This is a genomic window from Shewanella sp. MMG014 (assembly GCF_018100775.1).
Taxonomy (GTDB): domain Bacteria; phylum Pseudomonadota; class Gammaproteobacteria; order Enterobacterales; family Shewanellaceae; genus Shewanella; species Shewanella japonica.
The window spans coordinates 273978-286685 of sequence record NZ_JAGJDZ010000003.1; the positions used below are offsets into that span (position 1 = coordinate 273978).

Consider the following 12708-nt stretch of genomic DNA (forward strand, 5'->3'; position numbering starts at 1 on the left):
TATAATACTCAAACTAAACAATAAAACATTATTCAAAAAATTTGTTTTGAAAATAAAAAAAGGAAATTGAAATGGCTAAGGGGCAATCTTTACAAGACCCATTTTTGAACGCTTTGCGTCGTGAACGTGTACCAGTCTCAATCTACTTAGTGAATGGTATTAAGTTGCAAGGACAAGTTGAGTCATTCGACCAATTCGTTATTTTGCTAAAAAATACAGTGAGCCAAATGGTTTACAAGCACGCTATTTCAACTGTTGTACCAGCTCGTCCATTCAATGTGGCGACTCAAGGTACTCAAGCTGGTTATACTCAGCACGATGAAGCGCCTGCATCAGAATAATATTTAAGGAGTTTGCTACTTGTTTGATCGCTATGAAGCGGGTGAAACCGCGGTGCTTGTTCACATTGACTTTTCTGATGACGACCGCAGAGAAGACATAACCGAGTTACAATTATTAGTCGAATCAGCAGGTGCACGCTCTGTTGGTGTTATTACCGGAAGTCGACGTTCACCGGATCGAAAGTTTTTTGTTGGTACAGGTAAAGTTGAAGAGCTAGCTGCCATGGTAGCTGCTACTGAAGCGAATGTAGTGATTTTTAATCATGCTTTAAGCCCTGCACAAGAAAGAAATTTAGAACAAATATGTGAATGCCGCGTATTAGACCGGACAGCACTGATTTTAGATATTTTTGCTCAACGAGCGAGAACACACGAAGGTAAGTTGCAAGTGGAGCTAGCGCAATTGCGCCACATGTCGACACGCCTTATTCGTGGTTGGACTCACTTAGAGAGACAAAAAGGTGGTATTGGTATGAGGGGGCCGGGTGAAACCCAGCTCGAAACTGATAGACGTTTACTTCGTGGACGCATCAAGAGTATCAACCGTCGCCTTGAAAAAGTAGACAAACAGCGTGAACAAAGCCGTCGTTCCCGTAAACGTAGTGATTTATCCACTGTGTCATTGGTAGGGTATACCAATGCTGGGAAATCGACTTTGTTTAATGCGCTGACAACTTCTGAAGTTTATGCAGCAGATCAATTGTTCGCAACACTTGATCCGACTCTGCGTAAACTCGACCTGCCTGACGGTGCCGTTATCTTAGCGGATACTGTTGGGTTTATTCGTCATTTACCTCATGACTTAGTCGCAGCTTTTAAAGCCACACTGCAAGAAACTCGACAAGCTGACTTGTTATTGCATGTTGTTGATTGTGCTGATGAGAATATGACGGAAAATTTTGATCAAGTTCAAAATGTACTTGAAGAAATTGAAGCAGATACTATTCCACAGTTGGTGGTTTGTAATAAAATCGACTTACTGGAAGACTTCGTGCCTCGCATCGACTATGACGATGAGGGGATGCCTGAACGAGTTTGGGTATCTGCCCAAAAACAAATTGGATTTGAATTGCTGCTGCAGGCTGTCAACGAGCATATCGGTGAAGTCATTGTAGAGCATACATTGAAAATACCAGCTACGGCTGGGCATTATCTTGGTCAGTTTTATCGACTGGACGCGATACAGCAGAAAGAGTACGACGATCTGGGGAACTGTATTTTGTCTGTTCGTTTATCGGATGCCAATTGGCGTCGATTAACAAAACAGAGTCAAGGCGAATTAGAAACGTTTATATTTGAGACTTCACAAGAAGACTCTGATGTAAGCGTTACTTGCTAATAACATTTATTTCATCCACTTATGGAGTGCTAAATGGCTTGGAATGAGCCCGGTAACAAGGGAAAAGATAAAGACCCTTGGGGAAACAAAAACGGTAACGACAAAGGCCCACCAGATCTAGACGAAGTATTTCGTAATCTTTCTAAACGCTTTGGCGGTGGGAAAGGTGGTTCAGGTGGATCGTCAAGTCCTTCATTTAACTCAACCAGCATTATTGTTGTTTTAGTTATTGGTTTATTAGTGTGGGGCGCTTCAGGTTTTTACACCATTAAAGAAGCTGAACGTGGGGTCACCTTACGTTTCGGTCAGCATTCTGGCGAAGTTGGGCCAGGTTTACATTGGAAAGCCACGTTTATTGACGAAGTTTTCCCTGTAAATATTAAAGCTGTTCGTTCGATCCCTGCTTCTGGCAGCATGTTAACGTCTGATGAAAACTTAGTAAAAGTTGAACTAGACGTACAGTATCGTGTTGACGATGCATACTTGTATCTATTCAGTGCTGTAGACGCTAATGCAAGTTTAAGTGAAGCTACGGACAGTGCATTGCGTTATGTCATCGGTCATAACACTATGGATGACATCTTGACAACGGGTCGTGATGCAATTCGTCGTGATACTTGGGCTGAACTTGAGCGTATTCTTGAGCCGTACCAACTTGGTTTATCGATTCAAGATGTCAACTTCTTACCTGCACGTCCACCTGAAGAAGTGAAAGACGCATTTGATGATGCTATTTCTGCGCAAGAGGATGAGCAACGTTTCATTCGTGAAGCAGAAGCTTATGCGCGTGAAATTGAGCCTAAAGCTCGTGGTCAAGTTGAGCGTATGGCACAGCAAGCAAGTGCTTACAAACAACGTGAAGTCCTAGAAGCTGAAGGTAAAGTAGCTCGATTTGAACAGTTGCTACCTGAATATCAAATGGCTCCAGAAGTGACTCGTAAGCGTCTATACCTAGATGCAATGCAAGAAGTCATGGCTGACACCAACAAGGTACTTATTGATACCAAGAACAATGGTAACTTGATGTATTTACCGTTAGATAAAATGATGGATAACCAAACTAAACGTACTGCGGTTGAGCCTGTTGTTGAAACACACGTTAACACACCGTCAAATAACTCGTTTAATTCATCGATGCCGCTTGATGGCCGTCCAACTCGCGAAGCTCGTTCTCGCCAAGGGAGGGACTAACTCATGGGTAGATTAGGACTTATAATACTCGTTATTATTCTTGGTATTGGTTTTTCATCTGTGATGATTGTGAACGAAGGCGAACGTGCCATTGTTTCTCGATTTGGTGAAATTCTAAAAGATAATGTCGACGGTAATTCGGTAACTCGTGTACTTAAGCCAGGACTTCACTTTAAAATCCCTGCGATTGATAAAGTTAAGTATCTTGATGCGCGTATCCAAACCTTAGATGGCGCTGCAGACCGTTTTGTGACTTCTGAAAAGAAAGATCTGATGGTTGATTCATACGTTAAATGGCGTATTAGTGACTTTGAAACTTTCTACCTATCTACTGGTGGCGGTAATAAAGTGACTGCAGAAGATCTACTTCAACGTAAAATCAATAACGATTTACGTACTGAGTTTGGTCGTCGTACCATTAAAGAGATTGTTTCTGGTAAGCGTGATGAACTGCAAAATGATGCATTAGAGAATGCATCAGAAAGCTCTCGTGATCTAGGTATTGAAGTCGTTGATGTGCGAGTTAAGCAAATTAACTTACCAGCAAACGTCAGTAGCAGTATCTTCCAGCGTATGCGTGCCGAGCGACAAGCTGTTGCTAAAGAGCATCGTGCACAAGGTAAAGAGCAATCTGAAATTATTCGCGCCACAATTGATGCTGATGTAACTGTTAAAGTTGCAGAAGCTGAACGTAAAGCGTTAACCATTCGAGGTGAAGGTGATGCACTTTCTGCTAAAATTTATGCAGATGCATTCAATAAAGATCCTGAATTTTATGGTTTTTTACGTAGTCTTGAAGCTTACAAAGAAAGTTTCGCAGGCAACAGTGACGTAATGGTATTAGAACCTGATAGCGATTTCTTCAAATATATGAAATCGATTGACGGTAAATAAATACTGAAATCTGATAAAAAAACCCGGTTTGTGCCGGGTTTTTTTATGTCTAGCGTTTTTCATTGAAAAAAATTGATTTTCTCTGCTTTAGTTAGTTTGATCAGTTATAACTAATTTAGATTGAAAGTATTTCATTAAAAATTATTCATTAACAATAACTTATAAAAATCACTCCTGCATTTAATGTCAAAAATGCGTTAAAAAGGCTGTGTGTTTTTTGTACGCCATAAAAAAAACATACAATTCCCGTAACTTAGTTGTGTGTTTTACTATGATCTGGTTCTAATTTTTCGCTATAATGAGCCCCGCCTCAAAGTATAGATTTAGCGATTAGTGATTCTAATGTTGCTAAGTTATTAAAATATAAGAATTCCAACACCCTCTGGGAGATAAGTGGATGAGCAATGCGCCAGTCGATACCGGACGCCGCAGATTCCTGACAGCCGCAACCGCCGTAGTAGGCGGAGCTGGTGCCGTCGCTGTAGCGGTGCCTTTTATCAAGTCATGGAATCCGAGCGCTAAAGCGAAAGCTGCAGGTGCACCGGTTGAAGTAAATATTAGTAAAGTAGAGCCAGGCCAGTTAATTCGTGTTGAATGGCGTGGTAAACCTGTTTGGGTTGTGCGTCGTACTGATGCCATTTTAAGTGAGTTGCCTAAATTAGATGGGCAATTACGTGATCCTGCTTCTGAAGAGTTACAACAGCCTGAATACGCAGCTAACCCTGCTCGTTCAATTAAGCCTGAGTTCTTCATTGCTGTCGGTATTTGTACTCACTTAGGTTGTTCGCCAACTTACTTGCCTGATTCTTTTGGCGAGCAAGTCGAAGGTGTTACGGCTGGTTTCTTCTGTCCATGTCATGGTTCTAAGTTTGATATGGCTGGCCGAGTATTCCAGGGTGTTCCAGCACCATTAAACCTTGTCGTTCCTCCACATCAATATGTTGATGATGGCACGGTACTAATCGGTGTAGATACGGGAGCTGCGTAATGGTTAAGAATATTGTTGATTGGATTGATGCTCGCATCCCAATGTCGGCGACGTATAATCGCCACGTTGGTCAATATCCAACTCCAAAGAACTTCAACTTTTGGTATTTCTTTGGTTCATTAGCATTACTTGTTTTAGTTAACCAATTACTGACTGGTATCTGGTTAACAATGAATTACGTACCAACAGCAGAAGGTGCGTTTGCTTCTGTTGAATACATCATGCGTGATGTTGAGTACGGCTGGTTATTACGCTACATGCACTCCACTGGCGCCTCTGCCTTCTTCGTGGTGGTTTATCTTCACATGTTCCGTGGTCTTATCTACGGCTCTTACCAAAAACCAAGAGAGTTACTTTGGTTATTCGGTATGTTGATTTTCCTTGTACTTATGGCTGAAGCCTTCATGGGTTACTTGCTTCCTTGGGGACAAATGTCTTACTGGGGCGCACAGGTAATTATCTCTTTGTTTGGTGCAATTCCATTTATTGGTGATGACTTAACATTGTGGATCCGTGGTGACTATGTTGTTTCTGGTGCTACGCTAAACCGTTTCTTTGCATTGCATGTTATTGCACTGCCTTTAGTGTTAGTTGTATTAGTTTTCCTTCACTTAATTGCTTTACATGAAGTGGGTTCAAACAACCCAGATGGTGTTGAAGTTAAGAAGAATAAAGATGAAAACGGATGGCCAGTTGATGCTATTCCTTTCCACCCTTATTACACAGTGAAAGACATCATGGGTGTGGCCGGTTTCTTAATCGTGTTCTGCTATGTGTTGTTCTTTATGCCTGAAGGTGGCGGTTACTTCCTTGAAAAGCCAAACTTTGAAGCGGCTAACCCAATGAAGACCCCTGAACATATTGCTCCGGTTTGGTACTTCACACCGTTTTACGCAATTTTACGTGCGATTCCAGACAAGCTATTAGGTGTTGTCGGTATGGGTCTTGCGATTGCGGTACTGTTTGTACTTCCTTGGTTAGATCGCTGTAAAGTGAAATCTATCCGCTACCGTGGCTTGATTCACAAGATTAACATTGCACAATTTACTGTGTCTTTCTTAATCCTAGGTTACTTAGGTGCTGTTCCTGCAACACCGACGTTAACGATTGTGGCTCGTATCTTTACACTTACTTATTTTGGTTTCTTCGTTGCACTGTGGGTTTACAGTAAAAATGAGAAAACAAAACCGGTTCCTACGAGGGTGACACACTAATGAAAAAGTTATTAATTGCATTAGTTGCTTTGTTACCAGCGCTAGCGATAGCTGCAGGTGGCAACAATGAGTTTGTTAAAAATCCTGAGCAAGCAATCGACCTACATGATAATGAGTCATTAGAACGCGGTTTGAACTTATTTCAACAATATTGTTCTGGCTGTCACAGTACTCAATATCAACGTTACGGACGAGTAGCTGAAGATCTTGGTATTTCTGTAGATGATATGCGTCAAAAGTATATGTTTACGGATGCTAAAATCGGTGAGTTGATGGAAAATGCTATCCCACCTGAAGATGCTGCAAAGTGGTTCGGTGCTGCTGCTCCTGATTTAACATTGGTTGCACGTGTACGTGGTCAAGATTGGGTTTACTCGTACCTTAAAGGTTTTTATAAAGATGAAAGCCGTCCATTTGGTGTAAACAATAGCGTGTTCCCACTTGTGGGTATGCCACACGTATTGCAAGATTTACAAGGTACTGCAACGCCTATTTTCGAAACAGTGGAAGAAAATGGTGTTGAAGTACAAAAGTTAGTTGGCCTAGAACCGGCAACTGGCGGTAAATTAAATGCCGAAGAGTATGATCAAGCGATACGTGATCTTACTGGTTTCCTTGTATATTCTGCAGATCCAGTGAAACTAGAACGTGAAGCTTTAGGATGGTGGGTACTCGGATTCTTGTTTATTTTCTTCATCATTGCTTACTTGTTGAAGAAAGAATACTGGAAAGATGTGCACTAGACACGAATAACGGGTAAAATACATTATTCGCATACTTTAAACGAGGGGCTTAGCCCCTCGTTTGTTTTGTTTTTTCCGTTTTCTGGAGGGTAACAATGGCTGTAGCTGCCAACAAACGCTCTATCATGACACTGTTTTCGGGTGCCGATGATTTATATAGCCACCAAGTACGTATCGTCTTGGCTGAAAAAGGTGTAACTGTTGATGTTTTGCAGGTAGAACCGAGTGAGAAGCCTCAAGAGTTACTTGATGTTAATCCATACAACTCAGTACCAACTCTAGTTGATCGTGAATTAGTTTTGTATGAATCTCGCATTATTATGGAATATTTAGATGAGCGCTTCCCTCATCCACCATTAATGCCTGTTTACCCTGTTGCACGTGGTCAAAGTCGCTTAATGATGCACCGTATTGATACAGACTGGTATGTACTAGTTGATCGTATCCGTAAAGGTGATAAAGCTGACGCTGCGCGTAAAGAGTTAACTGATAGCTTAGTCGCATTAGCACCAGTATTTGCTGAAATGCCATACTTCATGAGTGAAGAGTTTGGTTTAGCTGACTGTTACTTAGGCCCGCTATTATGGCGTTTACCTGAGTTAGGTATCAATTTAGATGTTCGCACATCTAAGGATATCCATGCTTATATGACGCGTATATTTGAGCGTGAGTCATTTAAAGCATCGTTAACTGAGGTTGAGCGCGAAATGCGCATGGGTATGTAATGAAAGCGATTACGCCTAACCGTCCATATTTGTTGCGGGCTTATTATGAGTGGTTGATGGACAACCACTTTACCCCACATGTTGTTGTGGATGCATTTGTACCGGGGACTCAGGTACCACAAGAGTTTGTTAAGGACGGTCAAATTGTTCTTAATATCGCAGGTGGTGCAGTAGGAAACCTACAAATGACCAATGAATTCGTGGAATTTAATGCACGTTTTGGTGGTGTACCTCAGCAAGTTGTTTTACCTATGGCGTCTATCGTTGCTATTTATGCTCGAGAAAATGGCGCAGGCACTGTATTTGATATGGAAGATGCTTACATGGCAGAAGATGAATCTTTAGATTCAACGCCTCCGCCACGTTCTTTCTCTGCAGTTGAAACAACAGAAAAAACTGAAACAACAGAAGAAAAACCTGCTGTTACAGCTGAAAAACCAAAAGGGCGAGCTCACTTAACTGTTGTTAAGTAATAGCAACTAACATATCAGTGTTTGCTATTTATTGCCCATGAGTTCATAAAAAACCAGTCCTTAGAGACTGGTTTTTTGTTATTGGGCTTAATCATTTTTATTAGACTTAATCGTGTTATGGGACTTAGTCGTTTTGATTATTTGTGCTTAATCTACAAGTAATTATTGGCCAACCTTGTGAGCTTATAGGCCGTTTTCAAGCTGCTATTTTCCAAGTTATCATTATCTGTCTCAAGCTGAAAGCGGCTAACAATGGCTAAGTAAGCCGTTAACTTGTCTGTATCTTGGGCGAGCGCTAACTGAGTAACAGGTTTGACTAAGGGCTGATAAGGATGCCTAGCATGTATTGTTTGCTTAATACCAAGTGGATCCCATTCAGTACAAAGGCTAATCGCTACCTTTTCATGTAAACGAATTAATGCTGCTTCATCTAATTGTGGCGTATCTAACGTAGAAACAATTGCGTCTAGCAAGTTTTCTGTGCCCTCTGCTATGCATTCTTCCGCACTCGGTTGGTCGATAAAACAAAACTCTCCAAGACTCATTTGAGCGTCCTGTGCAGATTCAACATCAAGGGATTTTTTACGACCTTGGTGCCAAGCAAAACTCACTAGAGGATAGTCTTGTTTTGCGGGGTTGTAATTAATACAAACCAGTTGCTCATTGATAATATCGGGGTAGGTGTCTTGGGGATAATGACCAATGACAACAGGGACCTTGAGTGCTGAGTGAGGGTGCAGTTCGGTTAGTGTCATGGTTGGGTAATCAAGACAGGTTGCAATGAGCTTATGTAATGGATGCTGAGAGTCAAAGGCGGCAGGCCAAAACTGTTGCGATAAACTGTTTGGCTGAGCATCATTTGATGCTTCACCAGTGAGGTACGCATTAAGGCTTTTAATCACTTTATCATCCCAACAGGCATGGATTGCACGTATGTGCCCAAAGTCCATGTATATTGGTAATGCCATAAACCAATCTACCCATTCAAATAACAGCGCTTGCGAGTGTTGTAATTCTTGATTGAATAATGGTGCACTAGAGGCTTCAAGGTAGGGATTATCAGTAATTGGGTGATGTTTACTCCAACCTATGACTTCATATTCGTGTTGCCCAAGTAAACAATAAGCATGGCCTTTATCGACCAATAATTTGACCATTTTTAGCAGTGCTAAATGTTCAATCTCAGGCTGAGAGTCTGTTGTCGCCGAATCACAATGATCCGAGTTTGCGTTGTGAGTGTGCTTTGCTAATAAATTCCCACAAAATACTAACTTCACAAATTGTATACTGGACTCGGGATCGTCAATATCGAAATCTATCTCAGTGAGTAACTCAGTTAATTTATCCAGACGCCCATAGACATCGCCAATAAAGTATAAGCTGACATTGCCGATTTCTTGTATGTGGGTTTGCATGTAATTTTAGTCCAAACAGGTAACGCATTTATTAAAAAGATTATAACCTAGCTACTCATCGTTACAGCCATTAAATTCTTAGTTGAGGCTAAAAGCTTAAGTGGAGAAAAAAGCTATGCTATTATCCGCCAATTCTTAAACGACTCATGTTTTATATGGCGCTTAATTGCCGGGACTCTCGATGCTGTTGATGATTGATAACTATGACTCATTTACCTTTAATCTGGTGCAATATTTCCAGCAGTTAGGTTATGACATCATCGTGAAAAGAAATGATGAAGTCACGATTAGTGACATTGAGGCAATTAACCCGAGCCATTTAATCATTTCACCAGGCCCGTGTTCTCCCAATGAATCAGGTATTTCGCTCGCTGCAATTGATTATTTCGCAGGAAAGCTGCCGATATTGGGTGTGTGCTTAGGTCATCAAGCTATAGCTCAGGTATTTGGAGCTAAAGTCATCAAAGCGGCCAGAGTAATGCATGGTAAAACAAGTGCTATTACGCATAGTGAAACAGGTTTATTTACTAAACTAAATCAACCCTTAACAGTAACTCGATATCACTCTTTGCTCGTTGAATCGTTACCGGAAAGCTTTGAATTAGATGCTTGGTATGATGATCCCATTCATGGGCGAGAAATTATGGCTATGAGTCATAAAACGCTGCCGATTTACGGAGTTCAATTTCATCCTGAAGCGATTCTGACTGAGCAAGGTCATGAACTGCTGGATAACTTTCTTACGCTAAGCTAACTTCTGTTACAACTTTACTGAAAAATCCCCACAAATATTGTCATTATTTGTGATATAAAAGGCGAATAATAAAAGTACTTACCAAATGATTTAACGTTTAGGTGAGAATATTTCAGCCATCTTTGATGACAAGGGATTTAATATGACCAGGCTTCTGCGTAATGCGGCGCTGAGTGCATTATCAATTGCAATTATTTCAGGTTGCAGTGCTACAGCAAACAACAGTGACTCTTCTACAGTAACCAATCAATCAGCCAGTGCTTCAGTTCCATTAGCGATGCCACCACAAGCTGACAAGCCACTCACATTAAATCAAATTATGGCCAATCCTGATTGGATGGGTTTATTGGCTAAAAACGCTTATTGGGCAGACGATAGTCAATCGGTGTACTTCAATCGTCAGCAACACCAATCACCTATTGCTGATGTATATCAACAGGGTGTTAATGATGAGCAGGCTCAGTTACTTGGCTTAAATCAATTGCATCTTGCTGATCAAAAGCACGGTGTGCTTAACGCTGATAAATCAAAAAAAGCCTACCTTTATCAAGGCAACATTTTTGTAAAATCACTTGCTAATGGCGAAGTGAAACAATTAACTCGTCAGAACAACGCCATTAACTCAGTTCAGTTTTTAACAGATGGTGCACTTGCATATATGCAAGGCAATAGCGTGTTTAAATTACACCTTAATACCGGTATGACTGAACAATTAGCTGATATTCAAATGGCGAAAGCACCAAAAGGTGTGGTTGATCCTGATACTTATATTGCAAAGCAGCAACATAGATTAATTGAGTATGTGGCTTTACAGCATTCAAAGAATAAAACCCGTGCGGAGTATGCTGAAGAACTTGCTGCAATAGATCCCACTTTTGCTGCTAAGACTTGGTACTTAGGTGACAACGAAAAAGTTAATCAGATGAGTTTGTCAGCAGATGGTCGCTACCTAGTGGTGTCATTATCTGATAAAAATTATAGCTGGCGTGCTGATCATGACATTATGCCTAACTACCTTGGCAAAGATGGTTATGTAGATGCCGTACCTGCGCGAGCACGTGTTGCTGAAGATAGTTACCCTGGTGAGCGTTTAGTTATTCTAGACCTTGTTGAGCATGCTAAAAAAGAAGTCACAATCGAAGGTTTAACTGGTTTTGATGAAGATGTATTGGCATCGGTAAAATCAGAAAACGCAAAGGCAAAGGGTGAGACGTATAAAAGTAAGCCTGCGCCTCGAACTGTACAGTTAATGCAAGACTGGGGTTGGGATCAATCTGCAATTCAATGGCACGATACTGACAATAAACTGCTCGTCATGATGGAAGCGGTTGATAACAAAGATCGTTGGATCGCCAGTGTTGATTTAAGTAATGGCAAGTTAATCACAGAGCATCGCTTACATGATGATGCATGGATAAACTATACCTTCAACCAGTTTGGTTGGGTACCAGGTACAAATAGTTTCTATTACTTATCTGAAGAAACGGGATACTCTCAGCTTTATGTTAAGTCTGAGGGCAAAACCACACGCTTAACGCAAGGTGATTATGTGGTTGATCAAGTCACATTGTCTCCTGATGCGACGCACTTATATTACCGTGCAAACAAAGAACATCCAGGAACATATAATGTGTACCGAGTGGAGTTAGCTTCAGGAAATACTGAGCAGTTAACACAGCATACAGGTACATTAGACTATGAGCTGAGCCCTAATGGTCAATCATTATTATTAACTGCGTCAACAGCGATTAAGCCCAACGAATTGTTTATCCAACCAATCGGTGGTGAAGCAAAGCAGTTGACTAATTACACCAGCAACGCATTTAGTCATTATGCATGGCAAGCGCCAAAAGTGGTTAAAGTACCATCGAGTCACGGTGCAAAAGATATCTATGCGCGAGTATATGTGCCGCAAGGTTACGATGCTAATAATGCATCGAAATATCCTGCCGTTATTTTTAACCATGGTGCTGGCTATTTACAAAATGCCCACAATGGATTTTCTGGTTACTTCCGTGAGTTCATGTTCCATAACTTGCTGACTCAGCAAGGTTATGTTGTGATGGATATGGATTATCGTGGCTCAAAAGGCTACGGTAGAGATTGGCGTACAGCCGTTTATCGTAATATGGGACACCCAGAAGTCGAAGACTTAAAAGATGGTGTGAACTGGATGGCTAAAAATGCCAATGTTGACGCTGCTAAAGTTGGCACATATGGCGGATCGTACGGTGGCTTCTTGACCTTTATGGCGTTGTTTAATGAACCTGAGTTATTCCAAGCGGGCGCGGCTTTACGCCCTGTAACTGATTGGGCTCATTATAATGCTCCTTATACTTCTAATATTTTAAATACGCCTGATGTGGATCCGATTGCTTACGAACGAAGCTCACCGATAGAGCACGCTCAAGGATTAGAGAAGCCATTATTAATTATGAGTGGTGTGTTGGATGATAATGTCTTCTTCCAAGACAGTGTACGTCTAGTACAGCGTTTAATTGAGCTGGAAAAGCCGATGTTTGAAACGGCTATTTACCCTGTAGAACCACATGGGTTTAGACAGCCATCAAGTTGGTTGGATGAATATCGTCGTATATACAAATTGTTCGAGCAAGAGCTTAAATAATTGTT

At 41.2% G+C, this 12708-nt stretch carries 12 protein-coding genes; 11 read left to right on the forward strand and 1 reads right to left on the reverse strand.

Annotated features, from left to right (window positions below; translation table 11 throughout):
- Positions 1-71: 71 nt before the first annotated feature.
- From hfq to J8L86_RS06535, 9 genes are all read left to right on the forward strand, one after another.
- Positions 72-341: an RNA chaperone Hfq gene (gene hfq, locus J8L86_RS06495; protein ID WP_055024962.1), complete on the forward strand. Its 270-nt coding sequence runs from the start codon at positions 72-74 to the stop codon at positions 339-341.
- A 19-nt stretch (positions 342-360) separates the two neighbouring features.
- Positions 361-1680, forward strand: a complete 1320-nt coding sequence (gene hflX, locus J8L86_RS06500) for a ribosome rescue GTPase HflX (protein WP_080916805.1) — start codon at positions 361-363, stop codon at positions 1678-1680.
- A gap of 33 nt (positions 1681-1713) precedes the next feature.
- Entirely contained in the window at positions 1714-2871 is a 1158-nt protein-coding gene (gene hflK / locus J8L86_RS06505) for an FtsH protease activity modulator HflK (RefSeq protein WP_055024960.1), read from the forward strand.
- A gap of 3 nt (positions 2872-2874) precedes the next feature.
- On the forward strand, positions 2875-3765 hold the full coding sequence (hflC, locus tag J8L86_RS06510) for a protease modulator HflC (protein ID WP_055024959.1): 891 nt from the start codon (positions 2875-2877) through the stop codon (positions 3763-3765).
- A 397-nt stretch (positions 3766-4162) separates the two neighbouring features.
- The gene (petA, locus tag J8L86_RS06515; RefSeq protein WP_055024958.1) at positions 4163-4753 is read left to right on the forward strand and encodes a ubiquinol-cytochrome c reductase iron-sulfur subunit; all 591 of its coding nucleotides are present in this window, start codon (positions 4163-4165) and stop codon (positions 4751-4753) included.
- A complete protein-coding gene (locus J8L86_RS06520) occupies positions 4753-5967 on the forward strand; it encodes a cytochrome bc complex cytochrome b subunit (RefSeq protein ID WP_065109432.1) in 1215 nt (404 codons plus the stop codon). Before petA ends, J8L86_RS06520 begins: the two co-directional genes overlap by 1 nt.
- Positions 5967-6710: a cytochrome c1 gene (locus tag J8L86_RS06525; RefSeq protein WP_065109433.1), complete on the forward strand. Its 744-nt coding sequence runs from the start codon at positions 5967-5969 to the stop codon at positions 6708-6710. Before J8L86_RS06520 ends, J8L86_RS06525 begins: the two co-directional genes overlap by 1 nt.
- Before the next feature lie 95 nt (positions 6711-6805).
- Positions 6806-7435, forward strand: a complete 630-nt coding sequence (gene sspA / locus J8L86_RS06530; RefSeq protein ID WP_055024955.1) for a stringent starvation protein SspA — start codon at positions 6806-6808, stop codon at positions 7433-7435.
- A complete protein-coding gene (locus J8L86_RS06535; RefSeq protein WP_055024954.1) occupies positions 7435-7908 on the forward strand; it encodes a ClpXP protease specificity-enhancing factor in 474 nt (157 codons plus the stop codon). The genes sspA and J8L86_RS06535 overlap by 1 nt, the downstream gene beginning before the upstream one ends.
- A gap of 152 nt (positions 7909-8060) precedes the next feature.
- Here the strand turns inward: J8L86_RS06535 and J8L86_RS06540 are convergent, their stop codons facing one another.
- Positions 8061-9323 (reverse strand): hypothetical protein, encoded by a 1263-nt coding sequence (locus J8L86_RS06540; RefSeq protein ID WP_211029413.1) that lies wholly within the window; start codon positions 9321-9323, stop codon positions 8061-8063.
- Positions 9324-9504: 181 nt separating this feature from the next.
- Between J8L86_RS06540 and J8L86_RS06545 the strand changes: the two genes are divergently transcribed.
- Entirely contained in the window at positions 9505-10077 is a 573-nt protein-coding gene (locus J8L86_RS06545) for an aminodeoxychorismate/anthranilate synthase component II (protein ID WP_211029415.1), read from the forward strand.
- Positions 10078-10219: 142 nt separating this feature from the next.
- Positions 10220-12703, forward strand: coding sequence for a prolyl oligopeptidase family serine peptidase (locus tag J8L86_RS06550; RefSeq protein ID WP_211029417.1), 2484 nt, complete (start codon positions 10220-10222; stop codon positions 12701-12703).
- Positions 12704-12708 lie beyond the last annotated feature (5 nt).

Excerpts from the sequence above, each read along its gene's own strand:
- hflC (WP_055024959.1), top strand. The coding sequence starts at position 2,875 with ATGGGTAGATTAGGACTTATAATACTCGTTATTATTCTTGGTATTGGT.
- J8L86_RS06545 (WP_211029415.1), top strand. The coding sequence starts at position 9,505 with ATGCTGTTGATGATTGATAACTATGACTCATTTACCTTTAATCTGGTG.
- sspA (WP_055024955.1), top strand. The coding sequence starts at position 6,806 with ATGGCTGTAGCTGCCAACAAACGCTCTATCATGACACTGTTTTCGGGT.
- J8L86_RS06520 (WP_065109432.1), top strand. The coding sequence starts at position 4,753 with ATGGTTAAGAATATTGTTGATTGGATTGATGCTCGCATCCCAATGTCG.
- J8L86_RS06525 (WP_065109433.1), top strand. The coding sequence starts at position 5,967 with ATGAAAAAGTTATTAATTGCATTAGTTGCTTTGTTACCAGCGCTAGCG.
- hfq (WP_055024962.1), top strand. The coding sequence starts at position 72 with ATGGCTAAGGGGCAATCTTTACAAGACCCATTTTTGAACGCTTTGCGT.
- petA (WP_055024958.1), top strand. The coding sequence starts at position 4,163 with ATGAGCAATGCGCCAGTCGATACCGGACGCCGCAGATTCCTGACAGCC.
- hflK (WP_055024960.1), top strand. The coding sequence starts at position 1,714 with ATGGCTTGGAATGAGCCCGGTAACAAGGGAAAAGATAAAGACCCTTGG.
- J8L86_RS06550 (WP_211029417.1), top strand. The coding sequence starts at position 10,220 with ATGACCAGGCTTCTGCGTAATGCGGCGCTGAGTGCATTATCAATTGCA.
- J8L86_RS06540 (WP_211029413.1), bottom strand. The coding sequence starts at position 9,323 with ATGCAAACCCACATACAAGAAATCGGCAATGTCAGCTTATACTTTATT.
- J8L86_RS06535 (WP_055024954.1), top strand. The coding sequence starts at position 7,435 with ATGAAAGCGATTACGCCTAACCGTCCATATTTGTTGCGGGCTTATTAT.